The organism is Saccharopolyspora antiqui, assembly GCF_052246905.1.
Classification (GTDB): Bacteria; Actinomycetota; Actinomycetes; order Mycobacteriales; family Pseudonocardiaceae; genus Saccharopolyspora.
In genome coordinates this window covers 72,753-98,172 of the sequence record NZ_JBQQBO010000015.1, presented here as the reverse complement: position 1 = coordinate 98,172, position 25,420 = coordinate 72,753, and the positions used below count along the sequence as shown (strand labels likewise).

General features: G+C 66.6%; 26 protein-coding genes and 3 pseudogenes. 16 read left to right on the top strand and 13 right to left on the bottom strand.

Annotated elements, in window-relative coordinates:
• The first annotated feature begins 127 nt into the window (after positions 1-127).
• Positions 128-268 carry a hypothetical protein gene (locus tag ACTWQN_RS23140; protein ID WP_443205727.1) on the top strand — a complete coding sequence of 47 codons (141 nt, stop codon included), beginning with the start codon at positions 128-130 and terminating at the stop codon, positions 266-268.
• On the opposite strand, the gene ACTWQN_RS23135 is transcribed toward ACTWQN_RS23140, so the two are convergent.
• A complete protein-coding gene (locus ACTWQN_RS23135; protein ID WP_443205639.1) occupies positions 258-1,430 on the bottom strand; it encodes an epoxide hydrolase family protein in 1,173 nt (390 codons plus the stop codon). The genes ACTWQN_RS23140 and ACTWQN_RS23135 overlap by 11 nt on opposite strands.
• A 103-nt stretch (positions 1,431-1,533) precedes the next feature.
• Here ACTWQN_RS23135 and ACTWQN_RS23130 point away from each other — a divergent pair, with 103 nt between their 5' ends.
• Positions 1,534-2,109, top strand: a complete 576-nt coding sequence (locus tag ACTWQN_RS23130; RefSeq protein ID WP_443205638.1) for a CGNR zinc finger domain-containing protein — start codon at positions 1,534-1,536, stop codon at positions 2,107-2,109.
• Between the two features lie 225 nt (positions 2,110-2,334).
• On the top strand, positions 2,335-2,874 hold the full coding sequence (locus ACTWQN_RS23125) for a pyridoxamine 5'-phosphate oxidase family protein (RefSeq protein ID WP_443205637.1): 540 nt from the start codon (positions 2,335-2,337) through the stop codon (positions 2,872-2,874).
• Between the two features lie 216 nt (positions 2,875-3,090).
• Here the strand turns inward: ACTWQN_RS23125 and ACTWQN_RS23120 are convergent, their stop codons facing one another.
• Genes ACTWQN_RS23120 through ACTWQN_RS23105 form a run of 4 tightly spaced genes read right to left on the bottom strand, consistent with a single transcriptional unit; the run spans position 3,091 to position 6,743 of the window.
• The gene (locus ACTWQN_RS23120; RefSeq protein WP_443205636.1) at positions 3,091-4,083 is read right to left on the bottom strand and encodes a polysaccharide deacetylase family protein; all 993 of its coding nucleotides are present in this window, start codon (positions 4,081-4,083) and stop codon (positions 3,091-3,093) included.
• Complete coding sequence (locus ACTWQN_RS23115; RefSeq protein WP_443205635.1) at positions 4,084-5,511, bottom strand: MFS transporter; 1,428 nt, start codon at positions 5,509-5,511, stop codon at positions 4,084-4,086. It abuts the gene before it with no gap.
• A gap of 35 nt (positions 5,512-5,546) precedes the next feature.
• Positions 5,547-5,945, bottom strand: coding sequence for a cupin domain-containing protein (locus tag ACTWQN_RS23110; RefSeq protein WP_443205634.1), 399 nt, complete (start codon positions 5,943-5,945; stop codon positions 5,547-5,549).
• 54 nt (positions 5,946-5,999) lie between these two features.
• Entirely contained in the window at positions 6,000-6,743 is a 744-nt protein-coding gene (locus tag ACTWQN_RS23105; protein ID WP_443205633.1) for a FadR/GntR family transcriptional regulator, read from the bottom strand.
• Positions 6,744-6,933: 190 nt separating this feature from the next.
• Between ACTWQN_RS23105 and ACTWQN_RS23100 the strand changes: the two genes are divergently transcribed.
• The gene (locus ACTWQN_RS23100; protein ID WP_443205632.1) at positions 6,934-7,077 is read left to right on the top strand and encodes a hypothetical protein; all 144 of its coding nucleotides are present in this window, start codon (positions 6,934-6,936) and stop codon (positions 7,075-7,077) included.
• Here the strand turns inward: ACTWQN_RS23100 and ACTWQN_RS23095 are convergent.
• Complete coding sequence (locus tag ACTWQN_RS23095) at positions 7,061-8,074, bottom strand: Lrp/AsnC family transcriptional regulator (protein ID WP_443205631.1); 1,014 nt, start codon at positions 8,072-8,074, stop codon at positions 7,061-7,063. The genes ACTWQN_RS23100 and ACTWQN_RS23095 overlap by 17 nt on opposite strands.
• Before the next feature lie 151 nt (positions 8,075-8,225).
• Here ACTWQN_RS23095 and ACTWQN_RS23090 point away from each other — a divergent pair, with 151 nt between their 5' ends.
• From ACTWQN_RS23090 to ACTWQN_RS23060, 7 genes are all read left to right on the top strand, one after another.
• Positions 8,226-9,545, top strand: a complete 1,320-nt coding sequence (locus ACTWQN_RS23090; protein WP_443205630.1) for an MFS transporter — start codon at positions 8,226-8,228, stop codon at positions 9,543-9,545.
• Positions 9,546-9,756: 211 nt separating this feature from the next.
• A complete protein-coding gene (locus ACTWQN_RS23085) occupies positions 9,757-10,845 on the top strand; it encodes a dipeptidase (RefSeq protein ID WP_443205629.1) in 1,089 nt (362 codons plus the stop codon).
• Positions 10,846-10,872: 27 nt separating this feature from the next.
• Positions 10,873-12,063 carry an amidohydrolase gene (locus ACTWQN_RS23080; RefSeq protein ID WP_443205628.1) on the top strand — a complete coding sequence of 397 codons (1,191 nt, stop codon included), beginning with the start codon at positions 10,873-10,875 and terminating at the stop codon, positions 12,061-12,063.
• Entirely contained in the window at positions 12,060-13,385 is a 1,326-nt protein-coding gene (locus tag ACTWQN_RS23075; protein WP_443205627.1) for an amidohydrolase, read from the top strand. The genes ACTWQN_RS23080 and ACTWQN_RS23075 overlap by 4 nt, the downstream gene beginning before the upstream one ends.
• Positions 13,382-14,389, top strand: a complete 1,008-nt coding sequence (locus ACTWQN_RS23070; protein WP_443205626.1) for a ketopantoate reductase family protein — start codon at positions 13,382-13,384, stop codon at positions 14,387-14,389. The genes ACTWQN_RS23075 and ACTWQN_RS23070 overlap by 4 nt, the downstream gene beginning before the upstream one ends.
• Positions 14,390-14,440: 51 nt before the next feature.
• A complete protein-coding gene (locus ACTWQN_RS23065) occupies positions 14,441-15,217 on the top strand; it encodes an SDR family NAD(P)-dependent oxidoreductase (RefSeq protein WP_443205625.1) in 777 nt (258 codons plus the stop codon).
• A gap of 79 nt (positions 15,218-15,296) precedes the next feature.
• Complete coding sequence (locus tag ACTWQN_RS23060) at positions 15,297-15,671, top strand: transposase (RefSeq protein WP_443205624.1); 375 nt, start codon at positions 15,297-15,299, stop codon at positions 15,669-15,671.
• 246 nt (positions 15,672-15,917) lie between these two features.
• Here ACTWQN_RS23060 and ACTWQN_RS23055 read toward each other — a convergent pair whose 3' ends face one another.
• The 4 genes from ACTWQN_RS23055 to ACTWQN_RS23040 form a co-directional block, all read right to left on the bottom strand.
• Positions 15,918-16,085: a hypothetical protein gene (locus tag ACTWQN_RS23055; protein WP_443205623.1), complete on the bottom strand. Its 168-nt coding sequence runs from the start codon at positions 16,083-16,085 to the stop codon at positions 15,918-15,920.
• Between the two features lie 112 nt (positions 16,086-16,197).
• Positions 16,198-16,632 (bottom strand): type II toxin-antitoxin system VapC family toxin, encoded by a 435-nt coding sequence (locus ACTWQN_RS23050; RefSeq protein ID WP_443205622.1) that lies wholly within the window; start codon positions 16,630-16,632, stop codon positions 16,198-16,200.
• A complete protein-coding gene (locus tag ACTWQN_RS23045; RefSeq protein WP_443205621.1) occupies positions 16,629-16,988 on the bottom strand; it encodes a hypothetical protein in 360 nt (119 codons plus the stop codon). Before ACTWQN_RS23045 ends, ACTWQN_RS23050 begins: the two co-directional genes overlap by 4 nt.
• Before the next feature lie 575 nt (positions 16,989-17,563).
• The gene (locus ACTWQN_RS23040) at positions 17,564-17,893 is read right to left on the bottom strand and encodes a hypothetical protein (RefSeq protein ID WP_443205620.1); all 330 of its coding nucleotides are present in this window, start codon (positions 17,891-17,893) and stop codon (positions 17,564-17,566) included.
• A 664-nt stretch (positions 17,894-18,557) separates the two neighbouring features.
• Between ACTWQN_RS23040 and ACTWQN_RS23035 the strand changes: the two are divergent.
• Positions 18,558-18,761 (top strand): annotated as a pseudogene (locus ACTWQN_RS23035) (GP88 family protein); the annotation flags it as partial.
• Here ACTWQN_RS23035 and ACTWQN_RS23030 read toward each other — a convergent pair.
• Positions 18,758-19,432, bottom strand: a complete 675-nt coding sequence (locus ACTWQN_RS23030; protein WP_443205619.1) for a GOLPH3/VPS74 family protein — start codon at positions 19,430-19,432, stop codon at positions 18,758-18,760. The pseudogene ACTWQN_RS23035 and the gene ACTWQN_RS23030 overlap by 4 nt on opposite strands.
• 429 nt (positions 19,433-19,861) lie before the next feature.
• Here ACTWQN_RS23030 and ACTWQN_RS38075 point away from each other — a divergent pair.
• Together ACTWQN_RS38075 and ACTWQN_RS23020 are read left to right on the top strand one after the other, a co-directional pair.
• Positions 19,862-19,942, top strand: a pseudogene (locus ACTWQN_RS38075) (hypothetical protein); the annotation flags it as partial.
• A gap of 59 nt (positions 19,943-20,001) precedes the next feature.
• Positions 20,002-20,574: pseudogene (locus ACTWQN_RS23020) on the top strand (transposase); the annotation flags it as partial.
• Positions 20,575-20,689: 115 nt separating this feature from the next.
• On the opposite strand, the gene ACTWQN_RS23015 reads toward ACTWQN_RS23020, so the two are convergent.
• Entirely contained in the window at positions 20,690-22,159 is a 1,470-nt protein-coding gene (locus tag ACTWQN_RS23015) for an alpha/beta hydrolase (protein WP_443205618.1), read from the bottom strand.
• A 378-nt stretch (positions 22,160-22,537) separates the two neighbouring features.
• Here ACTWQN_RS23015 and ACTWQN_RS23010 point away from each other — a divergent pair, with 378 nt between their 5' ends.
• Both ACTWQN_RS23010 and ACTWQN_RS23005 read left to right on the top strand, forming a co-directional pair.
• A complete protein-coding gene (locus ACTWQN_RS23010) occupies positions 22,538-23,674 on the top strand; it encodes a sensor histidine kinase (RefSeq protein WP_443205617.1) in 1,137 nt (378 codons plus the stop codon).
• A gap of 19 nt (positions 23,675-23,693) precedes the next feature.
• The gene (locus tag ACTWQN_RS23005) at positions 23,694-24,296 is read left to right on the top strand and encodes a response regulator (RefSeq protein ID WP_443205616.1); all 603 of its coding nucleotides are present in this window, start codon (positions 23,694-23,696) and stop codon (positions 24,294-24,296) included.
• A gap of 104 nt (positions 24,297-24,400) precedes the next feature.
• Here ACTWQN_RS23005 and ACTWQN_RS23000 read toward each other — a convergent pair whose 3' ends face one another.
• Positions 24,401-25,321 carry a LysR family transcriptional regulator gene (locus ACTWQN_RS23000; RefSeq protein ID WP_443205615.1) on the bottom strand — a complete coding sequence of 307 codons (921 nt, stop codon included), beginning with the start codon at positions 25,319-25,321 and terminating at the stop codon, positions 24,401-24,403.
• Between the last annotated feature and the right edge of the window lie 99 nt (positions 25,322-25,420).

The following is a 25,420-nucleotide window of genomic DNA, read 5'->3' as shown; positions in this document are numbered from 1 at the left end:
ATCGAGCGCGGCATCGACGATCGTCCATCTGTTCTGCGGCAGTACTTTTGCGGCTCTTCGCAGTTGAGGGTGTAGTCGGGGGTGTTGGCGGCTAGGCGTCGAGGTCTACCATCCGAAAGACCTCGACATGCTCCACGCCATCTTCGCCGCGCCCTGTCTGACCACGTTCTGCCGTCTCGATGAACTCGGTCTGGAAGCCGTCGGGCAACGCCTTGAGCCGGATCAGCCGGTGATCGAGTCCCGGTACCCAGCCGCGTTCACCGGTTAGCGGCCAGCACTGCCGCGAGGCCCTCTTGCAGGTCCTTGACGAAATACTCGGGAACCTCCAGCGACGGGAAATGTCCCCCGATTTCAGGCGACCTCCATCGGACGATCTGTCGGTACCGCTCCTGTGCCCAGGCGCGCGGACACTTCTCGATGTCGCGGGGATACATACTGATTGCTGACGGGACGTCGACCCGAAGTTCGGGGTCCAGCGAGTTGTGGCTTTCGTAGTAAATGCGGGCCGACGATGCGCCGGTCCGCGTCAGCCAATACAGGGTGACGTCGTCAAGAACGCTGTCTCTGGAAATCGTCTCGAACGGGCTATCTTCGGTGTCTGACCACTCGGCGAACTTGTCAAGGATCCAGGCAAGAAGCCCGACCGGTGAGTCGACGAGCGAGTAGCCGATGGTCTGCGGTCGGGTCGCCTGCTGCTTCGCGTACGCCGCGCGGTGGCGCCAGAAATCGCGGGTTTCCTCGGTCCACTTGCGCTCGACAGCCGTCAGCCCGTCCGTTGTCAACCCGGGCGGTCCCTCCGCGAACGTTGTGTGGATGCCGAGAACATGCGCCGGGAACCTGCCGCCGAGAACCGTGGTGATATTACCTCCCCAGTCGCCGCCGTGGGCTGCGAACTTGCTGTAGCCGAGCCTTCCCATCAGTTCCACCCATGCGGCCGCGATCTTTTCGGTTCCCCACCCGGTGGTGGCCGGCTTGTCGCTGTAACCAAAGCCTGGTAACGACGGGACCACGACGTGGAACGCTGGCGCGTCTGCATCTTTCGGATCTGCCAGCTCGTCTACTACATCGATGAACTCAGCAATGCTGCCTGGCCAGCCGTGCGTCAAGATCAGAGGAGTGGCATCTGCGCGCGCGGATCGGCGGTGCAGGAAGTGGATTCCCAGATCATCAATGGTCGTGCGGAACTGGCCGATACGGTTAAGGCGCTCTTCGAACGACCGCCAGTTGTACCCGGTGCGCCAGTAGTTCACGACATCGACGAGGTCGGCGAGAGGAACGCCCTGTTCCCATCGGCGAGGGTCGGGCGCGGCGCGATAGACCGTCTCAGCCTCCGGTAGCCGCGCCGCGGCTAATCGCGCGCGCAGATCGTCGAGGTCAGCGTCAGTTGCGTGGGCTTCAAATGCTTGCACGTCGCTGGTTAGACGGGGCATGAGACCTCCTGGCCATCGTGGAACCGGCTACAACCTATCGCGAACCGGCTTAGACGGTTCTAGCATGTCTTCATGCCTGCGTGCAACCTGCTAAGGTGGTTCCATGCGTGCCGAGTTCCCTGACTTTCGCCTCGGTAACGTGCTAGCGACCAGCTTCACGGCGACTCTGACGGAGCGTCATGGCGACGCTGTGGAGCGCATTCCCACGCCGCACCGACTCATCGACTGGCTGGCAGTGAACGGCCTCGCCGTGGACTCCTGCACCACTGCCCAGCTCGACCTCGCTCGGGAACTGAGGGAGTCGATTCACGCCGCCGCGACAGCGGCCGCGATCCAGGACGCTCTCCCTGCGTCTGCTATCCGAATCATCAATGACTGCAGCATTCAGGGTCGGGCCGCGGCTATCTTGACGCCCGAGGGCAATCGTCAATGGCGACTCAGCTCGGCTTCCTGCGTGGAAGATGCCCTCAGCGTGATCGCCGCCGACGCGATCAGCATCATCGCAGGCGAACGAGACGGAAAATTGGCCTTGTGCGCATCACCAACCTGCCAAGCCGCCTTCTTCGACACCAGCCAAAGTCGCACCCGCAAATGGTGTGACATGAACACGTGCGGGAATCGTCAGAAGAAAGCGCGCTTCAAGGCCAACCAGCGCAAAAACCCCAGATCAGCGGAGTGATCGTTACCTCGGTACATCCAAGTGGGCCCCACGCCTGCGACACATCTGTCGCGTTGGGTGCACCCCAACGGCACCACTAAGAGCCATCCGTCGCCTTCGATCAACGTCCTCAATCAGTACGTCTACGTTTACGAGACCGGCACCACCTCCTACCGACTCGCCCACGCCCGGTCAGCGACTGCGCACTGAGCCGACACTGTCGGTGGGAGCTGATTAACTAGCCGAATGTTCGAAACTCCCGACGAGCTCCACAGCCTCCAAGTCCTGCTCGACACGTCTTGGGCTGGCTCCAGCAGCCACCTCAAATCGATCATCCGGCCAGGTGAAAGCACCTTGGACGCCGAGCAGGTTGTCCGAGTCTGCCAAGGCATGTGCACCCTGGCCATCGCCACAGTCACCCGGCGCGGTGAGCCACGCATCAGCGGCGCCGACGGGCACCTCCTGCACGGCCGTTGGATCGTCGGCACCCACCGCCAGGCCGCTAAAGCCCGTCATCTCGCGGCGCGGCCCGGCATCAGCGCGACCTTCATGCGCGGCGAGCAGCTCGGCATTTTCACGCATGGACACGCCGTTCCGCTGAACCCCGAGGGGACGAGCAGCGACCCGACTTGGCCGACCGTCCGCGACTACCTCGTCAACCACTACGACGACGACGGCGACGAACCGTTCTGGGACGAGAACGTGTGGTATCGCATCGACCCCAGCTGGATGGTCGCCTACAGCGCCGACCCCGTCGGGCTGCTCGACCAACAACCGTCAGTCTGAAGAGAGCTCGCGCGGGTCCACCTCAGGCCGTCACTCCGGGGCCAGTCGAGGTTGACATCTTCACCGCTTCGACGGTGTCACCACGATCGGGGTTGTCGAGAGGAGCGCGCGAGGAACCGATGGCGTAAACAGCACCAGCCCGAGGCAGCTGAACGCGGCACCCAGTGCGCATACGGCGCCCCGGCCGGTAAGGCTGGATGAGCCAAGGAGGTATCGCTACTTGTTGGCCCCCTTTACGAAGTCATCCGAGTGCTCGGCCCACCACCGGGCGATATCCAACCTGCGAGCAAACCACACTCCACCCTTGGCCTGGGCATGCTCAATGAACTCCCGCAACGCTCCCGTGCGTGCTGCCTGCCCCACCAGTCGGGGGTGAAGGCCGATAGACATCATCTTGGGACGACCCCTTGAGCCTTCAAGCCACAATTCGTCAAATCCGCGCTTCAAGTAATCGAGAAACAGGCTCGGTGAACGTGTGCCTTGAATGTCGTTGTACGTCAACGAATAAGGCACTACGAGATGCCGCACGCCCTTCACATCAACGTAGTACGGAAGATCATCGTTATACGCGTCCGAGTCGTAGAGGAACCCGCCGTTTTCCACGACCAACTCTCGGGTGTTGATCGAGGGACCATAACGGCAGTACCAGCCGCTCGGAGCTTCTCCCCACGTCTCCTTGAAAGACGCAACAGCTTGCCGAATCCGGTTCGCCTCTTCCTCGCGCGTTAAGCGCCATTGCTCTTCCCAGCGCCACCCGTGCCCGAGCAGGTCGTGCCCTGCTGCCCGGGCCACTGACGCGACCTCGGGGTTACGTTCAAAGGCTACGGCGCAGGCGAAGAACGTGGCCTTGATGTCGTACTCGTCGAAGAGTCTGAGCAACCGCCATACACCGACCCGGCTGCCGTACTCGTACATCGACTCCTTGGCCAGATCCCTCAAGTGACCCGGAAAGGCGTACTCCACTTCGGCCAGGCTGTCATTCTCTCCGTCTCCCATCTCGTGGGAGTACTCAGATCCCTCCTCGTAATTTACCACGATATTGACAGCCACATTGGCATCGTTGGGCCACCGAACAACCGGAACGTCCTTGCCGTAGCCAACCAGATCGCGGCTGAGGTTGCGTGAAATATCGTGCATCGACACCATCTCCCAACTAATAAAATCGCTGTCGTGCCAAAATCTGGCGGGCAAGACATCATCATTGATCAACTATGCTGCGGCACCCGTTCGCTTATCAGACCCGTGGAGAACCTCCAGGGGGACCCGATGGGTTTCTGGCACGAACAACGCCGCTAGCGCCAAGCCCAAATACATCACCGCCACGACGCCGAACACCCAGAACTCTCCAACGCCCTGGAGGAGTGAACTGGAGATCAGTGGTAGAAGCGCTCCGCCAACAAACCCGGTATTTACGATGACGGCCGTTCCGAAACCCCGAACTCGGGTGGGGTACAGTTCGGGTGCCCAGGTCCAGATGGTGGTGTTGACGAGCAGCACAAAGATTTGGAACACAAATCCTAGTGCCAAGATGAGCGCATCGCCCTCAGCAAACAAGGCGAAGGCGAGAACGGAGATTGCGCTGCAGACCGCAGCTGAGGAAACAACGGTGCGGCGCGAAATAGCGAATCCGCCGTACGAGGCTATCGCACACCCGATGAGACCGCCGAAGTTCTGCAGCATGGTGAATGTCACGCTACCCTGCACTGAGTATCCTCGGCTGACCAGGATTAGGGGCATTAGCAGGACGACGCTGAACTGCGCACCCCACGCCAGGAATGCCGCGACCCCCAATGCAATGGTGCGACGGCGAAGTGGCCTGGCGAGTACGCTCTTCAGCGTCTGACCCGTGGACTCGTTGTGCTGGGCGCTCTCCGAGGCAGCGGCGGTTTGACGGTCAACGTATTGGTGGACGTCGTCGCCACTTCGCAAGCGCAACTTTCCAGTTGCTAGCCGTGTGAGGGCCTCGTTCGTCTCCTGGATCTTGCCTCGACTCAAGAGATGAGCTGGTGTCTCAGGTAGATACCGCCTGAAAAAGAAGATCAAGACGGCCGGAACCCCAAGCAGGCCAAAGGCCCACCGCCAGGCGTTGTCGCCGGCGTTGATTGCGGAGGCGAATGGACCAATTACGACCAAGGTGTAGGCGTAGGCGAGGAACATGCCAACACCCGCGGAGATCGTGTTGAAGAGAGACACGAAAACGCCCCGAAACTTGGTTGGTGTCAGCTCCGAGAGGTAGGTGAGCCCGACGGCAATCTCGCCGCCAACGCCCAGGCCAGTCACGATCCGGGTGACCCCGAGAATGACGGAGTTCGGTGCCATGGCCGACAGCACCGAGCCGAGACAGTAGATTCCCAGACTAACGGCCAGCAGGCTCCTGCGGCCGAATATGTCCGCAACCAGTCCCCCAATGACGCCGCCAGCAACAATTGCTAGTAGGCTAACAGTGGAGAGTAACGCCAAGGCTGAAGCATCGACCCCGAGTTCCTTTTCGAGGGAAGGGCCGAGCGCCGAGAGAATGAGTTGTTCGAACACTTCGAAGAGGCCGCCCATCACCACCAAGGCGAGCGCCAGGTAATGGGTCCGCGTGAGCCCTAGTCCATCGATGATTTCGCCGAGCGATCTGGGCTTGCTGCTCATGGCAGCTCCAGCGTCGAATGCCATGATTCCGCTTCCTATGTTCCGGTGTTGTCGATGGGTTCTAAAGAGGCATCTTTGGTGCGTGTTGGCGGCCGCGTGGGCATTGGAAAGGAGAACACGGAAACGAGATCCTCGGCGCCGGTGTTCTCCAGAGCATGCCATGAGGCTGCTGGGATGAAGATGGCTTGACCTCGCTCGAAATCCAGGTCTCCTTGGTCAGTGCGCAGTCGACCAGACCCTTGGGCAACGTACATAACCTCAGAAGTGGCATGCGCAACCATTTCCGTTCTCGGGGCTCCTGGTGGGATCGTCACCGCTCCGAGGCAGTTCTGGATCTCGGGAACGTTGTTGCCGCTCAACAACAAACCGTCAGCCGGTGGATTCGCGGGGTCTGGAATGACCTGCACGTACTTCCCTGTGATGATGTCAGTCATGATCCTTCTTCTGCATGTGGACACCGCTCAGCAAGTGGAGGAACTGCGACTTGGTCAGAAATCTGGCCAATCGCTCCCCCGCTGTCCGGGGAAGAGTTGTTCTTTGTTTCGCTGGAGATGATCCTTCATGGCGTCCTCGGCCATTTGGGGGCCATCGCTACGTATTGCATCGAGGACGCGTTGGTGATCTTCAATCAGTTGGACTCGGTTCGCACGGTCCTGGAGGATGATCTGGTTTATCAAGACCCACAAGGGCTGCCGGTCAATCTCAACCAATTCCGACGCGAAGTGATTGAGGATGTGGTTCGGGCACATGGCGGCCAGATTCGCATGGAATGCCATTGAATGATTGACAAAGTCGGGAAGTTGTGCCGGCTCGTCAATCAAGCGGGTGGCCACGTCGAGATCACGCTGAACCTCATCCAGGTCGAGATCACCTGGGCTTGCCGCAAGAAGACGGGAAACCGGTGGCTCGACTACGAGTCGAGCTGCGATTACGTGCTCGGGCGTTGAGCCGATCTCATGTCCATAGCGCTTGGAGAGCCCGCGACTCAAGTCAGCAACGTACGTACCGTCCCCGTGCCGCACGACGATGGCGCCGCTTAGCTCCAGCGCGAAGAGCGCCTCCCGCACGCTTACCCGGGACGCCTCGAACCTGGTCGCGAGTTCCCGATCTGACGGCAGTCGAGCGCCGGCGGCCAATCCCTCCTGCTGTATCTCGCTCAGCAGCGCTTGCGCTATGCGCAAGTACCGTCGCTGCGGCCGGGATGATGCCCCTGATTGGTCTGGAGACTGCATCCCAAGAGGTTAGGCCAGCGACCTGGACCGTACAAGGGTCAGTCGGTTGGATCGCCGGAGGGCGGGGGGAAAGTGCTTGTGCGGTAAGGGAACTGGGCTTGCTGAAGGTCCGGGTTCGCCGAACGGGACGGCACTTTCCGGACCTGCGCAGCCTGCCGGACCAGGAGCAGCTGCGTGGTCCGGTGGCCTCGTGCGCGACCGCGTGGCGAATGGCATCGACGAGGGCCGCCCATGCTCGGGCGCGGACGTCGCCGAGGTCACCGGCCTGCTCGCGGAACTGCTCGTCCAGGAACGACCCAACCCGGCGGCAAACGCGGTCAGGAATGGCCGCTGATGTCGGTTTCCCCGAGCGTCTCAGGAAACCAGGGCCGCACGATCGACGCGCGCTTGAGGGTGCGCAGCGTGAGCGTGACATCGACGCCCTGGATGCCAGCGATGCCGCCGAGCGTGCCCGTCAGGAACCGGTGCAGGCCGGGGTAGTCGGCCACCGCGACCTCCGCGCACATGTTGTGCTCACCGGCGGTCGCGCACAGCAGCAGCACGGCCGGGTGGTCGGCGAGCCGCTGGGCGACCTGGTCCACCCGCTGCGGATTCACCCGCAGCCAGAGGAACGCGGTGACCGTCAGCCCGATCGTCTCCGGCTCGACCACTGTGCGCAGCCGCAGCGCGCCGCTGCGACACAGGTTCTCCACCCGGCGGCGCGCGGTGCTCTGCATGACGCCGGGGTGCGCGGCCAACTCGCTCCACCGCATCCGGCCGTCCGAGGCCAGCGCGGCAGCCAGCGTCTCGTCCAGCTCCGTCAGCGGCGGCGCGAGGTCGGTCGGGTGCGGCCGCTCCCAACGGTCGATCCGCTCGGCACGCAGCGCCGCCACCTTCTCCGGGGGCAGCAGTCCCGGGTTCCATCGCACGCCGGAGGTGAACCGGCGCAACACCACCTCGCTGCTCCCGCCGGTCACCCCTGGCAGCTTGGGAAGCCGCAGCATGGTCAGCTCCAGCAGGTGGCTCCGGTCGACCGCCACCAGCTCCACCAGGCAGTCCGCCACGCCGGAGACCAGCGAGACGAACCGGACGCTCGGCCAGTCCGAGATGGCGTTGGCCACGGCGACCGCGGCGCCGGGTGCGCAGCGCACCCGGACGAACACGGGAACGCCTCGGCCGGTCGCCAGCACGTCCAGGTTCGCGGCGACGTTCACCTCGCCGGAGGCCAGCAGTCTCGTGGCGCGCCGGGACACCGTGGCCTCCGAGGTCTCCACAGCACGGGCAATCGCCGGCCAGCTCGCCCTCGGATTCGCGATCAGCGCCGCGACGACGAGCCGGTCCAGGTCATCCATCGGAAACATTGCCCATCAAAGTAGTGCCATGCATTGATAGATCCTTGCACATATCCGTCAAACATTGCCTGTTCGCCGTTGCTCAGTCTGAACTACTCCGCGTCATACCGAGCGGATCGGCTGCTCGGTACCTCTCCCGGCGGAGCAGATCATGACCTCCTCCAGCACGGCCACACCCGGAACTCCGGCAGCGAGTGCGGGTGCGGGCACCGGCCGCGCCCTGGTCGTTGGCACCATCGGCAACTTCGTCGAGTGGTTCGACTGGTCGATCTACGGCTTCTTCACCCCCTACTTCGCCAGCCAGTTCTTCCCCGGCAGCGGCAGCTCCGCCGCGCTGCTCACGCTGCTGGTGTTCGCGATCAGCTTCTTCATGCGCCCGGTCGGCGCGGCGGTGCTGGGCATCTACGCGGACCGGCACGGTCGCCGGCATGGGATGACGCTGACCATCCTGCTCATGGCCGGCGGCTCGCTGTTGCTGGCGATCTCGCCCAACTACGCGACGATCGGTTGGCTCGCACCGGTGCTGCTGGTGATCGGCCGGCTGCTGCAGGGCTTCTCGACCGGCGGCGAGTTCGGTACCTCGGCGTCGTTCCTGGTGGAATGGGCCAAGCCGAACCGCCGCGCGTTCGCCGGCTCCTTCCAGCAGGTCTCGGTGTCGTTGGGCATCCTGCTCGCCTCGCTGAGCGCGACCGTGCTGACGCAGGTGCTGGACAGCAACCAGCTCGCAGCCTGGGGCTGGCGGATCCCGTTCGCGATTGGCGCCGTCATCGGACTGATCGGCATGTACATCCGCCGCAGGATGGCCGAGCCGGAGACGTTCAAGATGCTTGAGCGCACCGGCCGCCGGGAGGCCACGCCGTTCCGCTCGATGTCCGCCGGCCACCGCCGCGGCGCCTGGTTCGTGTTCGGCATCTCGATCGCCGGCTCGGTGATCACCTACATGTGGCTGACCTACCTGCCGACGTACGCGGTGCTCACGGTCGGCGCGGACAAGGCGGACGCGCAGCTGGCGAACACGATCGCGCTGGCGTTCTTCGTAGTGGTCCTGCCGTTCGCCGCGCTGCTGTCCGACCGGTTCGGGCGCAGGCCGACCATGCTGGTCTACGCGACCGCCTTCGTGATCCTGCCTTTCCCGCTGCTGCTGACGATGGGCGGCAGCTTCGGCAGCGTCCTGCTGGTCTCGGTCATCGGCATGGCGTTCCTGTCGCTGAACCACTCCAATCTGGCCACCGTGTTCGCCGAGCTGTTCCCGCCGCAGGTGCGCACGATCGGCATCGCCTTCCCGTACGCCATCTCCAACGCCATCTTCGGCGGCACCGCGCCGAACGTCATGCAGTTCTTCGGTTCCAAGGGCAATCTCTGGGCGGTTCCGCTGTACGTGAGCGTGTGCGCGCTGGTGACCGGGTTGTTCTTCTACTTCATGAAGGAAACCAAGAAGGTCGACACCGACGATGTGGAGATGCGGGCATGAGTAGCCCTGTGTCAACCCCAGTCCTCCTCAACCGCACCCCAGGGGACCGTGACGCAAACCAACCCCCAGAAACCGCGAAACGGGAGGTGTCAACTCCGGTCCTCCTCAACCGCACCTCAGGGGACCGTGACGTAAACCAGCCACCAGAAACCACGAAACGGGAGATCGAGTGGAACGCGACCACCACTGCAAATCGCGGAGAGGCGGAACTGTGACGCTCGCCGCCGACAGCGGGCGGCTTCCCGAATACCCGATGGAGCTGGACTCCGCGCAGTCGCAACGCGTTGAGCGCCTGCTGGCGGGCACGGTGATCTCGCTGCACGACCACCCGATCCGCCTGCCCGACCCGCTCACCGCCGAGACCTGGCAACAACACAGTGGACAGTGTGCCGACGTGTTCGGCGGCGACGCCATCGTCCGGTCCGGACTGAACGTCGTGCTGGCGAGCGCGCTGGCCGAGCCGGACCAGCGCCGCCTGCTGTCCTGGGCGGCGGCCATGCGGCCGCAGCTGTTGGGCCCGGAGCTGTCCGGGGCGGAGAGCCTGGCGCCGGCCGTGCGCGGCGAGGGGTCCGCCGTGCTGCTGGCGCTTGAGGACCTCGGCAGCATCGGCACCGACCTCGCTGGCATCGAGGAGCTGCACCGGGCCGGGTTCCGCTCGGCCGGGCTGGTCTACAACACCGGCAACGCCCTCGGCGGCGGCCTCGGGCAGAGCACCGACGGCGGGCTGACCGAGCTCGGGCGCCGAGCAGTGGCCGTGCTGAACGAGCTGCACATGCTGGTGGACCTGTCGCACGTCGGCGACCGGACAAGCATCGAGGCAGCGGCGCTGAGCACCGCGCCGGTGGTGATCAGCCACGCCGGGGCCCGCGCGCTGTGGCCGAGCGCCCGGATGAAGCCGGACGACGTGCTGCGCGCGGTGGCCGACACCGGCGGCGTGATCGGCATCGAGGCCGCGCCCGGGTCGACCAGGGTGTCCGCCGACACCGCCCACGACCTCGACGCGGTGATGGCGCACGTGGAGTACGTCGCCGAACTCGTCGGCGTCGACCACGTCGGGCTCGGCCCGGACACCTTCTTCGGCGACCACACCCAGCTCTACTCCGCTGCCGGGTGGTCGCCGCAGCCGGTTCCCGGCTACGAGCGGCTCACGCTGCCGGACTACGTGGCCGGTATGGAAAACCCGGCGGAGGCGCCCCGCAACGCGGCCGGCTGGCTGGTGCGGCGCGGCTGGTCCGACGCGGACATCGCCAAGGTGCTCGGTGCCAACGCCGCCCGGGTACTGGAATCCGTGCTGCGGTAGCAGGTTCACACACGAGGAGGAGGATCCGTGACCGGCGCGAGTAGCGAGGTCCACGCGCGCATCGCCGAGGAGATCTCGGCACTGTCGGACACCCTGGTTGGGCTGAGCCTCGACCTGCATGCCAACCCCGAACTCGCGCTGGAGGAGGAGTACGCCGCGCGGCGGCTGAGCACCCTGTTGGCGGACAACGGTTTCGCCGTGACCAACGAGCTCGGCGGTCTGAAGACGGCGTTTCGCGGCACGGCGGGCGAAGGCGCCCCGACGATCGCCTTCCTGTGCGAGTACGACGCGCTGCCGGGGATCGGGCACGGGTGCGGGCACAACCTGATCGCGGCCGGCGGCCTCGGTGCCGCGCTGGCGTTGCGCCGCGCCGCGCCGGAACTTCCCGGCACCATCGCCTGCATCGGCACGCCGGGGGAAGAGGGGGCCGGCGGCAAGGTCCTGCTGCTGGAGGCCGGCGTGTTCGAGGGCATCGACGCGGCGCTGATGTTCCACCCCGGCGACCGCACGATGCCGATCCGGCACGCCACCGCGTCCCGCAAGATCGTGCTGGAGTTCGACGGCGTGGCCACGCACGCCGCGGCCGCCCCGCAGGAGGGCCGCAGCGCGCTCGCGGCGGTGCTCCAGTTCTTCACCGGGGTGGACTCGCTGCGCCAGTTCATCCCGGAAACCAGCCGGATGCACGGGATCATCACGCACGGCGGCGAGGCGGCCAACGTGATCCCGGCCTACACCAGGGCGGAGTTCATGGTCCGCGCGTTGACCAGCGACGTGCTGGGCGACCTGACCGAGCGGGTGGAGGCGGTGGCGCGCGCCGCGGCCAGCGCGACCGGAACCTCCGTGCGGATCGCGCGCGGCGTCGTCTACGCCGAACGCAAGAACAACCACGTGATCGCCGAGCGGGTCGCCGAGCACCTGCGCAACCAGGGGGTCGCCGTGGAACAGCCGATCCTGCGCGGCGGCACCGGATCCTCCGACATCGGCAACGTCAGCCTCGTGCTCCCGGCGATCCATCCCTATTTGCAGGTGATGGACACTGGCACCCCGACGCACTCGATCGCGATGGCCGAGGCCGTGGCGACCCCGAGGGCCCAGGCCGCGATGCTGGCCATGGCCACCGCGCTGGCCTGCACCGGCGCGGACCTGCTCGCCGACCCGGGGCTGTTCGCGGCCGCGCGGCAGGAGTTCGCCACCAGCGGACCGGACCTACCGCAATGAGCCCGACCCCGCGTCCGTCCTATCTGGACGGTATATCCGATGTGGACGACGTGGTCGCGGTGCGGCGGGACCTGCACGCGCACCCGGAGCTCGGCTTCACCGAGATCCGCACCGCCGCGCTGGTGCTGACCGCGTTGGAGCGGCTCGGCTGGACGGCCCGCTGCGGCCGCGACGTTTTCGACATCACCGATCTGCCGGGCCTTCCGGACGCCCAGGTGCTGGACGCTGCCGAGCAGCGGGCGCTTGAGGAGGGCGTGCCGAGCCCGCTGGTGCAGCAGCTCCGCGGGGGCAACACCGCGGTGGTGGCCGAACTCGCTGGCAACCACCCCGGCCCGACCGTCGCGCTGCGTTGCGACATGGACGCGCTGCCGATCCTGGAGTCCATACAGGACGGTCACAGACCGACCCGGCTCGGCTTCTCGTCGCGGCACCCCGGCGTGATGCACGCCTGCGGGCACGACGGGCACGTGGCGATCGGGCTGGCCCTGGCCTCGGCGCTGTCCGATCGGGACTTCCCTGGCCGGGTGCGGCTGCTGTTCCAGCCGGCGGAGGAGGGCGTGCGGGGCGCGGAGCCGATGGTGCGCGCGGGCGTCTGCTCGGGGGTCGACGCGCTGCTCGCGGTGCACCTGGCGTTCGGGCTGCCCAGCGGCTACATCGCGCCGTCGGCCACCGAGCTGATCGCCACCGACAAGCACCTGGTGCGCTTCCGGGGCCGCGCCGCGCACGCCGCCAAGGCTCCGGAACAGGGCCGCAGCGCGCTGCTGGCCGCCGCGACGGCCGCGGTGAACCTGCACGCGCTGCCGCCCTTCGCCGGCACGGTCACCCGGGTCAACGTCGGGATGCTGCACGCGGGCACGGCCACCAACGTGATCGCCGAGAACGCGGAGCTCGCCTATGAGACCCGGGCCGACTCCCCCGAGGTTGCGGCGGAGCTGACGCGGCGCGCTGAGCTGGTGGTGCGGACCGCCGCGGCGATGCACGAGGTGGAAAGCGAGCTGCTGCGCACCGGCTGGGCGCAGGTGGCGCGCACGGACGAGGCCGTGGCGGCGGCGATGACCGCGGCCGCCGAGGGCATGGCCACGGTGGTGCCGGAGCACCCGCTCGGCGCCAGCGACGACGCCAGCCTGCTGATGCTCGCGGTGCAGGAGGCCGGCGGCGTCGCCGGGTACGCGGTCGTCGGCTCGGACAGCCCCGGCCCGCCGCACTCCCGTGTGTTCGATGTGGACGAATCGGTGCTGCCGGTGGCGGTAACGGTCCTCGAACGACTGATCCGCGGCGGTGCGCTGCCGCAACGGCCCGGGGCGGAAGGAAAGTTGCAATGATCTACACGATTGTCGGCGGCGGCGCCATCGGCGGCACGATCGCGTTCCACCTCGCCAAAGTCGGCCACGAGGTGCTGCTGGTGGACACCGACACCACGCACGTCGACGCGATCTCCCAGCGGGGCCTGTCGATCCGCCGGCCTGACGGCCGGGTCGAGACGCAGCGGCTGCGGGCCGTGACCCCGGCGGAGTTCGACGGCCCGCTGGGGCGGGTGATCCTGGCCGTCAAGGCGCAGGCGACCGGCACGGCGGTGGACTGGATCAGGCCGCGGCTGACCCCGGACGGCTTCGTGGTGAGCCTGCAGAACGGGCTGTGCGAGGCGGAGATCGCCGCCGCCATCGGCCCGGAACGCACGATCTCGGCGTTCGTGAACCTGTTCGCGGACCTGGTCGAGCCCGGGGTGATCGCCGACGGCGGCCCTGGCGCGCTGGTGGTAGGCGAGCTGGACGGGACGATCGGCCCCCGGGTCCGGCAGATCGTGGCGGACCTGCAGGCCTGGGGCCCGGCGAAGGCGAGCACGAACGTCGCCGGGCACCTGTGGTCCAAGCAGGCCTACAGCGCGATCGGCGCGGCCAGCGCGACCGTCGACCAGCCGATCTATCAGACGATCTCCGAGCACCGCGCGCTCGCGGTGGCGCTGGCCCGCGAGGTCTACGCCGTCGCCGCCGCGCTCGGCGTCACACCGGAGCCCTTCGACGCATGGGAGTCCGACGCCTTCGCTCCCTCGGCCAGCCAGGAGGCGACCTACGCCGCGCTGGACCGGTTCTGCGCGTGGCTGCGCACCCAGCCCAAGGATCGGACCGGGATCTGGCGCGACATCGCGGTCCGGCGCCGCAAGACCGAGGTGCCCGCGATGTTCGCCCCGATGTTCCGGCTGGCCGAGGAGCACGGGCTGGCCTGCCCAGGGGTGTCGGCGGTGATACGGATGATCGGCGAGCTGGAGGACGGGCGGCGGCCGATGTCGCCGGAGAACCTGGACGAACTGGACCGGGCCGTCGCGTGAGCGGCCCGCACCTGGATCACAGGCTGAGGCCGCGACACTAGGAGGATTGTGATGTCTCGTCATGTGCTGGTGACGGGCGCCGCCGGCGGACTGGGAAGCGCGATCGCGCGCCGCTTCGCCGAGGCGGGCGACCGGATCACCGGGGCGGACACCCGCGCCGAGCCGCTGGTCGCCGCCCTGGCCGACATCCCGGGCGCCCAAGCGATTGTGGCGGACCTGCGGGAAAACGACGCACACCGCTTCGTCGAGCGGGCGTGGGAAACTGGCGGCCCGGTGGACGTGCTGGTCAACGCCGCGGGCATCTGGCCGGCCACCCCGCTGCTCGACCTGACCGCGGCCATGTGGGACAACGTGATGGCGATCAACACCAGGGCCCCGATGCTGGCCACGGTCGCGCTGGCCCGGCTGGCCGTGGCGGCGGGCCGGCGCCCGAGCGTCGTCAACATCGCCTCCGGCGCGGCGATCCGGGCGCGCCCTGGCGCGGCGCACTACGCGACCTCCAAGGCGGCCCTGGAGATGCTCACCAAGTCCTGCGCGGTGGAGCTCGGCGCGCACGGGATCCGCGTCAACGCGGTGTCGCCGGGGTTCGTGGCCGGCAGCAGCCAGGAGGTCAACCCGATCACCGAGGAGTACGCGGCGGCCGTGTCCGGCAACGCGCTCGGCCGGATCGGCCAGCCGCCGGACGTCGCCTCGGCGGTGTTCTTCTTGGCCTCGGAGCAAGCGGACTGGATCACCGGCGCGGTCCTCCGGGTCGACGGCGGGTCCTCGGCGGGCAACCCGGCCCTGCCGGTGCACTGGTCGGGCGCCACCGAGGTGCAGACCCCGTAGCCGGTCCGCGTGCCGAGGTCGCGGCCCGCCACGACCAGCGCTCTGCACCCCCGGTGCGTCACCGAGGTGACATACCGGGGTGTGGTGCACCCGCAGCCGGTGGCGCAGCAGGCGTAGAAGCGCCCGTCGGTGGAGACAACGTCCCGACCGACAGCGGCCGGTTGCGGCGGTCGCGGTGCTCCAGCGCCCGGTGGTCGCGGCGGTCGTCGCCGATGTTGACGGTCGTGACGGCGAGGTGTTGGCGGCCTGGTCACGCGAGCATTCCGAAGTGAAGGCCATCTGCCGTGACCGCGCGGGCGGGTACGGCGAGGGCGCTCGTCAGGGCGCGCCGCAGGCGATCCAGGTCGCTGACCGGTTTCACCTCTGGCAGAACCTGGTTCAACCCCGGAAGGGCTGCCGGACCCGCGGTTTCGCGGCCGGTGGGCTGCGCGAAACACCAGCTTCTGTGACCTGATGGTGCGCACCGGACTGCGGTTGTCCGAGCAGGCGGCGTTGACCGTGTTCGAAGGTCCCGTTGGATCGCACACAAGCCGGGTATCAGCGGTTCTGGCTGCCTCCAGCGATCGCCAAAGGTGGTTCGTCGCGCTGGGTGTACGCCAGCCTCCCTCCGGGCGGATTTGGCTTCCTATGCGGAGATTGACCGGACAGAGGTCATCGAGCAGGCCCGGGATCGGGGCGCTACCGGAAGATTCGCTGGCCGCTAGTGGTGGCGGCCCAGGCCGTCCAGGGCGGGGATGACGGTGCGCCAGATGTAGGACGAGGTCGGGTTCCCGTGCAGGAGAACGATGGGCGCGCCCTCGCCCTCCTCGACGTACACCATCCGGTGCCCGAGCACGTCGGCGTATGACTTTGCAGACCAAGGGTCCATATAGGACGCAACCGGTCTGATCTACGTGTGTAGGGCGGTGATCCGTCCAGGCCGGAGCGATCAGTGACAGACACGAATCAGCCCATGCGATCGAATGCCCAGGGATTTCTGCTCAACTGGGTTGTTCCAGGGGAAGGCCTTCACGCGTTGCCGCACGTGCCATGGTTCTGTCGTAAGTGATGAATGATTTCAGTTCCGGACCGATTTCGAGCGCGCAGACGAGGTGGATCGCGTCCAACGACCCCAAGTGCGGATCGTCTGCGTACATGCCAGCGCGAAGCAACGTATCCGTGTCGACAACGATGCGGTCGATGCGGTCAAGAAGCTCGCCCGCAGCCGTCAGGCGCTCATCCAGCACTTTCTGATCAACGTGAAGTTGGCGCTGTGAGTCGTAGCAGGAACGACGCACCACGCGCACGATTTCAGTGACCGCCAGCTCCGACGTGACGATCGCGGAATGCTGACCGTCCAAGCGACGCTCAAGTGCTTCGGTCTCCTTCTCCGCGATGATGAGCTTCACCAGCGCGCACGAATCCAGGTAGATCATGCACGTTCCTGCTCACGCATCTCCAGAAGCAGCTCCGACAGCGTCGGACCCTCCGCGACCTGCGGCAGCGGCGACCATCCCTCAAGTCCCTGGGGACGTCCCGGACGCAGACGCCCCTCTGCGATCATCTCGGCGCGGCGACGTTCACCGGGCGTGAGGGGTACGAGCCAGGCGACCGGAAGACCGTTGCTCGTCACCGGCACTGGGTGCTCCAGTCCGTCAACCTGTTCCGCGGTGAGCTTGCCCAGCTCCCGCATGGTCACGGATTGGATGTCGTCCCCGCCCCGACGGCCGCGACGGCGGCTCCCGTGGTGGCCCTTGTCCGTTTCGCGCGGCCGTACCGACGCATCTGCCATGCCCGACAGTCTAGCAGCATGTCGGGCACTATGCTTAACCGTCGGGCAGCCAAGAAGGGTAGCGTCCCGCCGCACGCTCTTGTCATCAGAACGTCGTAATTGATCTTGAAGGCCGACGACTCGCCACGTCAGTCGTACCGAGTGGATCGTTGCTGGCATGGCGAATCGCTGTCGCGCCAGGCTGACTCATACCACTTCGAAGGTCCGCCGTGCCGACGGCACGCATGTTCTTGCGGACCTTCCTGGCGCGCCAAAACCTGGTCTCAGGCTCACGCCGGTGCTTGGCTTTCGGTGCAGGTTTGCGTGTTCTGAGGAACATGGTTGCCAGGCTGGCGAGGGCAACTGGAAACGACGCTGCTCCCGCCGTGAGAATGCGGTTGATGTTGTGCATCCGTATAACACCTCGTCGTGCTGGATCGTTTTGTGCTCGTCGTCTGGCTGCCGGGAGTGCGGATGAGTCGCATCGGCCAGGAAATCAGGTGAGAGAAGCCACGTGGTGGTGGGTTCTCGCTGCCGGGCGAGAACCCACCACGCGTCAATACCCCAGGATCAGCGAGCGATGTGCACGCCGCCGATCACTTGTGGTGCTGGGGCAGGAACCACCACCAGTAGCCCTGGTGCTCGTGGAAGCGACCCCAGTACTGGTCGCTTCCCCAGAATCCGTTGTGCCCCTTGTCGTTCCAGCGACCGTCGCGGTCCTGGACCCGCACCGAGGCCTGGCTGCTGGCCGATGCCGAGCCCCGGCCGTCCACCTGGGCCGAGGCCTGGCTGCTGGCCTCTGCCGAGCCGCCCCCGTTGACCTGGGCGGATGCCTGACTCTCGGCGCTGATGTTGCTGTCCTGAGCCTCGGCGGAGGCCACACCGGCGATCCCGAGTGCGAGCGGGAGCGACAGCGCTCCGGCCACCAGAACACGATTGATCTTGTGAATCGGAACTGCACCTCATTGAGTTGGATCATTAGGGCCACGAGACCCGCATGCCGATCTCGTAGCCGTCTCAACCGCCGCGATCCAATCGGTAATCCCTGGCGGACTGTGTTTAAGGAGACAGAATTTACCCGTGTTGCTGGGGAATGCATGGCCAGAATCCCGCCGCTGGCCCAGTGATGTTGATTCGTGCGCACGGATATTGAGTTGGCAGGATTGAGACTGGTGTGGCTGGAGTGAAGATCGACGCGAAAGCGTCGAGGAACGGAAGCATTCACGCGGCAGGAAGCGCAGCTCGTTGGAGGCGCGGGGCGGCGCCAGATCGCGTCCTGGTGGGCACGGGCCAGCACGGCAATCGCTCGCACCAAGCCCTTGATCAGGAAAAGGCGCGATGAGGAATCCGCACCACCATCAGCAACAGCGGAAACGAACGGTCCGGCGCCACACGCCGATCTCCCACAAGTGATCTGTGAACCTTGTATCGGTTAATGATCTTTCGGTATTTGGTGATCTAGGTTCGGTCCCACCGAGCAACGCGAAACTATCGACGCCACACCTCGCACGACACGAACATCGAAGGCGCCCAAACGCATTCATGCCACGATGAAACGACACACCTCCTACCACCAGAATCAACCCGAGAAAGGCGGGCTGGTCGTCCCAGGAAGCCTCGGACTTGCTGGCAGTGCTGGGAATGCATTGGGTGGGGGTTCCGGCGAACAACATCCCGCATCTCCTGAAAAGGCTGACCGGGCGTCAGTTCTCCGAGTGGCAGACCGAAGTCGACGCACATCGCCACACTCGCGGTGGCGGACCGCGTTTTCCCGCGTTCGCAACCCCGGGCTAGGTGGTTGTCGTGATCACGGAGACGCTGACGGCGGTACTCGCTGCGGCGATCGCCGCAGCGGTTCGGGTCACCGCAGTGTTCACGGCGACGGCCCCCCAGCTGCCGTTCTCAAGCTCCTTCGCGCGCTTGCGGACCTCGGCGGACCACGGGAGGGCTGGCCGGAGAGTCGGCAGGGTGCCGCTTGAGGAGAGCAGCGCGATCACCGCCGCGGTGCGGGCGTCGGGACGCTCGCCGTCTTCCAGCACGGCGCGAATCTTCCGCCGAAGTTCTGCCTCGTGCCGCGTGTCGTCGGCTGGCAACCTGGTCGTGCGGAACACGCGCAGCACCCGCTTGCTCTCGCGACGAATGAGGCAGCGCTCGACAAGTCGGTCGATCACAGGTTTCCAGAGGCCGCCGCCGATGCCGAGGAGGAGAGGCTGGACGCGCTGGGGTCGCTGGGCGACCTTCTCGTAGGCGGACTGGAGCAGGGGGTCCGGGAGTGGACCATCCCCAACCGCGAGGACCTTGGGACCGTTGAGCCCCGGGCGGCTCCCGTCGGTCTCGATCCTGCCGCCGAGCGCGAGTTCGACGAGCACAGCGCCGCCGAGGGCGTAGTGCAGGGTGCCAGCTCCGGCGATGCTCCCCGTCTCGTCGTCGAGCATCAGCAGCATCAGATCCTCGACGATCAACATTTCGCTCTGCATGTTCTCCCTAATCGGGTAGTTGGGTTAGTTGTTGATCTTCCAGCCGTGCGTTGATGCTCTTGCGGTGTTTCCGGACGTGTGACGTCTTCAGAAAGACCGATGCGGCGGCTGGTTGCGGTTGGTCCACCGGCGGGTGACGCCTGTGTTCTCCCAGACGCTTCGACGTCTTAAGAAAGAACGGCGCGCCTGCCAGTGGACCGGCCGGTCGGTGGTGTTGGAATGTGCGTTGCTTGAGTCCACCGCAGGAGGTGACCTCCCGATGTTTCCCGAGCCCGTGAGCTCTTCGATAGCACGGGGTTCCTGCGGTGCGCTGGAGTCACGGACGGCTAGTGAGATGACGGACCTGCGAGTCCCGCGATTAGGGCGCTGCGTGACCCCGCTTGGGCGTTTCCCCAGTGACAGCAAAGGAACTATGACGTGGTGAGCCTGTTCTGCGGTATCGACTGGGGAGAACGCACCCACGATGCCGCGATCGTTGACGAGGTCGGCACAGTCGTGGCTAAGGCCCGCATCACCGATGATGCGGCCGGTTTCGCCCGTCTGCTGGAACTGCTTAGCGACTGCGCACGATCTTCCGCGCCGAGCAGTTGCGCCAGCCGGGCGTGGTCGAAGCGGCCATGGGCACCCAACTCGCCGCCCTGCTGGCCCAGTTCACCGCCGCCTACACCGCCGCTGACCAGCTCGCGGAAGCCACCCGAGCCCATTGTGAGCAGCACCCAGACGCCGCGATCATCACCAGCTTCCCCGGGCTGGGGTTGCTGGCTGGCGCCCGGGTGCTCGCCGAGATCGGAGACGACCGCGCCCGCTTCCCCGACGCACGCGGCCTCAAGGCTTACGCCGGATCGGCGCCCATCACCCGCGCCAGCGGCAAGAAAACCGTGGTCATACAACGACACATCAAAAACCGGCGCCTGGCCGCCGTCGGCAGCATCTGGGCACTGGCCTCCCTGAAGGCCAGCCCCGGCGCACGCCGCCACTTCGACACCCGCCGCGCCGCCGGAGACTGGAACCACCAAGCCCAACGGCACCTGTTCAACAAATTCCTCGGCCAACTCCACCACTGCCTCCAGACCGGTCAGCTCTTCGACGAACATCACGCGTTTCCACCCCCTCTCACAGCCGCCGCTTGACTTCTAACCACCGTGAGATGTCTTTCTTCTCCCGGTGGTTGTTCCTGGCTCCGGGAATCCGCTGGGGCGCAGATCCCCGAGGCAGGTGCTCGGCTACTTCGGCGCTTTCGCCGGGTCAGGCCTGCCCGCAGGCGAAGTCGTGCCGTGGGCGCTGCCCGGTGACCAGGAAGTTCGTCACGATGTCGTTGGCGCACTGGTTGTCCAGGTACAGGTATGCCAGGTGACCGCCCTGGTCGGCGGTCACCATCCGGGCCCGGTCGCCGAAGGCCTTGCGCAGTTCCTGGGCGCCGACCAGCGGCGTGGCCGGGTCGCGGAGGTTCTGCAGGATGAGCACGTTCGACGGGCCGCGGTCGGTGATCTCCACCTGGGGTTCGGTGGGTTCGGACGGCCAGAACGCGCACGGCGTGATGTTGGCCCCGGCCGCGCCGAACATCGGGTGGCGGATCCGGTCGATCGCCACGTTGCGCTGGTAGGTCGCGACCGCTTCCGGCCAGTCGGAGTCGTTGCAGATCACGTGCAGTTGGCTGGCCAGGTAGTTGTCCGCGGGTTGTTCGGCGGCGCCGGGCGCTTGTTCGGCGGCACCGGACGGCGGCGTCGGCACCGGGTTGCCGGTGTCGAGCGCACGCCAGAGCTCGGCCAGGACCGGCATTCTCCTGTCGTAGTAGAGCTCGGCGAACGTGATGTGGCGGAACAGCTTGCCGTCGAAGCCTTCCGGGCTCGGTTTCGCGTCCAGCCGTGCGGCGAGGTCGAAGTACTTCGCCCGCACCTGCTCCGGCGTCTCCCCCAGGCCGTACTCCGGATGCGCGGCGGCGAACTCCGCGAAGTCCGGGAGCCGGTCCTCAAGGCCCCGGCCGAACATCCGCGAGAACGCGGCGTCCCAGCCGCCGGGGCCTGTCGCGCTGTCGAGCATGATCCGATCACTGCGGTGCGGGAACAACGTCGTGTACACCGAACCGAGGTAGGTGCCGTAGGAGATGCCGAAGTACGACACCTTCGACTCGCCCAGCGCCTCCCGGACCCGGTCCATATCGCGCGCGGTGTTCGCCGTGGTGATGTGCGGCAGAACCGGCGCCGACGCAGACGAGCCGCACCGCTCGGCGGCGTTCTTCACGGTTGCGGCCCGCTTGGCGACATCGTCGGCGTTCAGCGCGAACTCCGGGATGTTGGTCCAGTACTCCGCTGGCAGGTCGCAGGTCACCGGCGTGCTGTGGCCGACCCCGCGCGGGTCCATCCCGATCACGTCGTAGCTGTCCAGCACGCTCTGCGGCAGCCCGTTGTCCCGCAGGGTGGCCGGGAAGTTCAGGCCCACCCCGCCCGGCCCGCCGGTGTTGGTCAGCAGCACGCCTCGGCGCTGTTCCGGGTTCGTGCTCGAAAGGCGCGAGACCGCGATCTCGATCGTCTGCCCGTCGGGGTCGCGGTAGTCCAGCGGAACGTCGAGCGTCGCGCACTCAAGACCGGCACCGGGGACGTCCGCCGGGCACTTGCCCCAGTTCAGGGTGTCCGGGGTCGTCGCCAGCGACACCCCCGCCGGGGTCAACGACGCCACCACTGCGGCGACGAGAACGGCTAAAACGGTTTTCCGCACGTGTGCTCCTCCTAGGCTGCCAAAGCAGTCCACAATCGACATGCGGCGCTTGGGTAGGCGCTGCATCGCTTCTGGTCGGGCTGCTCCGGGCAAAATCAGAAACCACGCTGATCTCAGCCGTCGCCGCGCTCATCCACCAGTGCGGCCACGTCATGACCTCACCATGACGTTCCTGCAGGTGAAGTCATGACGCAGTGTCACTGGTGGCGTCGCGGAGCCTGGCGAATACTGGACGCGCAGACCCTGCTGTTCGACCCCGGAGAGCCACATGGACACCCCGCCCCTGCGCATTCTGCGCACCGCCACGAGCGCGCTGCTCAGCCCGAAAACCCAGCGGGCAGAGGGCTAGTGAGGCGGTCCCGGGGCGAGGCGCGCAGGGTGCCCGAGTACACCGAGGCGACGAGGGGACGGCTGAGCAGGCTCAATCTCATCACGCTGCTCCCGCTGCTCGCCGTCGTCGGAGCGGTGCTGGTGGCGATCGATGCCCATACCTGGCGGGACGCGGTAGTCCTGAGCCTCGGCGTGGTGGCGGCCCTGGTGGCCTTCGCGCGGTGGGCAGCGGGCGACCTCTTCCGCGTCGCACTCCCCTGCCTGGTCATCACTGCGGCGGTGTGGGTCTTCGGAGCGCTGGTGGCAGGTACCGGGACGGCGTTCTACGGCATCTCCATCGTGGGCCCGCACATCATCCCCCGGTTGCCGCGCCACCGAGGCGTGGCAGCCGTGGGGCTGAGCGTCTTCGTCGCCGCGGTGGGCGCGGCGAGGCTGCTGGTAACGCAGGAGAACGTCCCCGCAGTTCTGCTCGCATACGTCCTCATCCCCACGGGCGTCACCGTGGTGGTGACCGGTTTGATGTTCCCCAACCAGGGGTTCTACGACCTCGTGGCGGAGCTGGAGGAGGCACGAGAACGCGACGCGGAGCTCGCCGTCATACGTGAGCGGGTGCGTTTCGCCAGCGATCTGCACGATATCCAGGGCCACACGCTCCACGTGGTGAAGCTGAAGATCGCGCTGGCCCAGAAGCTGGTGCACAGCGACATCGAACGAGTGGAGCAGGAATTGCGGGAGATCCACGACTTGGTCGGCGACACCATCGCGCAGACCAAGGAGCTCGCCTACGCACAGCGGCGGCTCAACCTCTCCGCGGAGCTGGAGAACGCGAAGAACCTCTTCGAAGCCGCCGGGATCCACGTGCGCATCGACCGCGAGGCCGAGGTCGACCCGCGCGCAGGCGAGCTGCTCGGCCAGGTCCTCAGGGAGACGACGACCAACATCCTGCGGCACGCCCAAGCCGAGCAGGTGCGGATCACCCTCTCGCAGACGGGCATCACCATCGTCAACGACGGCGTGCGAGAGGCTCCACTTCCTGAGCGCAGTGGACTTCCCGAGCTCGGTGGGCTTTCCGCCCTCAAGGAACGAGTTGCGGGCAGCGGAGGCGAACTGACGGTGGAGCAGAAGGACGGGCGTTTCCTGACGGCCGCGGCATTCCCGCACCGCCGTTCGGAGACTGACCGCTGAAAGCGTGGAAGGACGACCGATGACCACCGTGGTGCTCGCCGACGACGAAGCCCTCCTCCGCAAGGCGCTGGCGGCGTTGCTCCCCCTTGAGGGGGAGATCACCGTGCTCGCCGAAGCGGCGGATGGCGAGGCGGCCGTGCAGGCCACGCAGCGGCACCGGCCCGACGTGCTCGTCATCGATCTGGAGATGCCCGGTGTGGACGGACTCGGTGCTGTCTCGGAGATCCGCCGGGCGCTGCCGGACCAGGCGATCCTCATGCTGACCCGCCATGCCAGGCCCGGCGTGCTCCGCAAAGCCCTGAAACTCGGGGTGCAGGGCTTCGTCAGCAAGTCGGCGGAACCGGCGCACATCGCTTCGGTAATCAGAACTCTGCACGAGGGCAAGCGATGGGTCGACCCGGATGTCTCCGCGCTCGCCGTCGTCGACGACTGCCCGCTCACCGACCGGGAGATCGACGTGCTGCGAGCAACCGGCGATGGCTACTCGGTCGCCGACATCGCCACCCAACTCCACCTCGCGCAGGGCACGGTGCGCAACTACCTCTCGAACGCGATGCAGAAGACCCAGACCCGAACCCGCCACGCGGCGGCGCGATACGCACGCGAACACGACTGGCTGTAGAGGCAGGTCGAGAACGGCCGCCGCAACGACGTCAGGAGACGTTCAACCGGCTGGTTCGCCATCTCGACCGCAAGATCCACCTGATCATGGACGGTCACCCATCACTAGGTGTCCGTGGTGGGGAGGAGGTGGGCTGCGGTCGTGGTGATCGTTTGGCGGACGCGGGAGATGGTGGGGCTCTCTCGGGCGCCCATGCGTGTGGCGGCGAGGATTCGGCGGGCTGGTGCGGGTTCGCCGCGCAGCGGGATGCGCGCGACCGGCCAGCGGCTGTGCAGCCGGGCCAGCCGGGGGACGAGGATTACGCCGAATCCGTGCGCGACGAACGCCGTGCCGGTGTCCCATTCGTCGGCGTAGTGCGCGATGTTGGGGGAGAATCCGGCGGCCATGCATGCGGTGATCACGAGGTGGTGGTAGGTGCTGCCCGGGCTGCCGAGGATCCAGGGTTCGTTCGCGGCGTCGGCGAGGGTCACGGTCGGGCGTTCGGTCAATGGATGCCCGGTGGGCGTGACCAAGTCGAGCGGGTCGTCGAGCAGCGGCTGCTGGTCGAACCGCTGGTCCGATAGAGGTGGGGTGTCGGCCGTGACGATCACCAACGCCAGGTCGGCGTCCCCGGCCAGCAGCAAGTCGAAGCAGCGGGTGGGCTCGGCTTCGATCAGTCGCACGGTCAGGTTCGGGAAGCTGTCGCGCAGTTCCGCAGCGGCCGGGGGCAGGAGATGCGTTGCGGCGGTCGAGAAACCGCACAGCGTGAACGACCCGCCGGGTTCGTCGGCCAGCGCCGCCAGCTCCACCTGCGCACGCTCCCACTGCGCGTAAAGCAACTCCGCGTGGCGCAACAACGCGCGAGCGGCCGACGTCAGTCGGATCCTCCGGCCCTGCGGCACCACCAGCTCCACGCCGAGCTCCGCTGAGAGCTGGCGGAGCTGGTACGAGACCGCCGAAGGCGTGTAGTGCAGCGCCTGCGCAGCGGCGGTGACGGTGCCGTGCTTGGCCACCAGCTGGAGCACCCGGAGTCGACTGTCAATCATGCAACAATTTTGCACGGTTTTCTGCATGAACGTTTGATTGCCCTGCAAGGAGCGGGGGCCGCACTCTGGGTGGTGTCGCCCGCAGCCCCCCACGACTTC

Excerpts from the sequence above, each read along its gene's own strand:
- ACTWQN_RS23140 (WP_443205727.1), top strand. The coding sequence starts at position 128 with ATGCTCCACGCCATCTTCGCCGCGCCCTGTCTGACCACGTTCTGCCGT.
- ACTWQN_RS23135 (WP_443205639.1), bottom strand. The coding sequence starts at position 1,430 with ATGCCCCGTCTAACCAGCGACGTGCAAGCATTTGAAGCCCACGCAACT.
- ACTWQN_RS23130 (WP_443205638.1), top strand. The coding sequence starts at position 1,534 with ATGCGTGCCGAGTTCCCTGACTTTCGCCTCGGTAACGTGCTAGCGACC.
- ACTWQN_RS23125 (WP_443205637.1), top strand. The coding sequence starts at position 2,335 with ATGTTCGAAACTCCCGACGAGCTCCACAGCCTCCAAGTCCTGCTCGAC.
- ACTWQN_RS23115 (WP_443205635.1), bottom strand. The coding sequence starts at position 5,511 with ATGAGCAGCAAGCCCAGATCGCTCGGCGAAATCATCGATGGACTAGGG.
- ACTWQN_RS23110 (WP_443205634.1), bottom strand. The coding sequence starts at position 5,945 with ATGACTGACATCATCACAGGGAAGTACGTGCAGGTCATTCCAGACCCC.
- ACTWQN_RS23105 (WP_443205633.1), bottom strand. The coding sequence starts at position 6,743 with ATGCAGTCTCCAGACCAATCAGGGGCATCATCCCGGCCGCAGCGACGG.
- ACTWQN_RS23095 (WP_443205631.1), bottom strand. The coding sequence starts at position 8,074 with ATGGATGACCTGGACCGGCTCGTCGTCGCGGCGCTGATCGCGAATCCG.
- ACTWQN_RS23090 (WP_443205630.1), top strand. The coding sequence starts at position 8,226 with ATGACCTCCTCCAGCACGGCCACACCCGGAACTCCGGCAGCGAGTGCG.
- ACTWQN_RS23075 (WP_443205627.1), top strand. The coding sequence starts at position 12,060 with ATGAGCCCGACCCCGCGTCCGTCCTATCTGGACGGTATATCCGATGTG.
- ACTWQN_RS23070 (WP_443205626.1), top strand. The coding sequence starts at position 13,382 with ATGATCTACACGATTGTCGGCGGCGGCGCCATCGGCGGCACGATCGCG.
- ACTWQN_RS23065 (WP_443205625.1), top strand. The coding sequence starts at position 14,441 with ATGTCTCGTCATGTGCTGGTGACGGGCGCCGCCGGCGGACTGGGAAGC.
- ACTWQN_RS23055 (WP_443205623.1), bottom strand. The coding sequence starts at position 16,085 with ATGGACCCTTGGTCTGCAAAGTCATACGCCGACGTGCTCGGGCACCGG.
- ACTWQN_RS23050 (WP_443205622.1), bottom strand. The coding sequence starts at position 16,632 with ATGATCTACCTGGATTCGTGCGCGCTGGTGAAGCTCATCATCGCGGAG.
- ACTWQN_RS23045 (WP_443205621.1), bottom strand. The coding sequence starts at position 16,988 with ATGGCAGATGCGTCGGTACGGCCGCGCGAAACGGACAAGGGCCACCAC.
- ACTWQN_RS23030 (WP_443205619.1), bottom strand. The coding sequence starts at position 19,432 with ATGTTGATCGTCGAGGATCTGATGCTGCTGATGCTCGACGACGAGACG.
- ACTWQN_RS23005 (WP_443205616.1), top strand. The coding sequence starts at position 23,694 with ATGACCACCGTGGTGCTCGCCGACGACGAAGCCCTCCTCCGCAAGGCG.
- ACTWQN_RS23000 (WP_443205615.1), bottom strand. The coding sequence starts at position 25,321 with ATGATTGACAGTCGACTCCGGGTGCTCCAGCTGGTGGCCAAGCACGGC.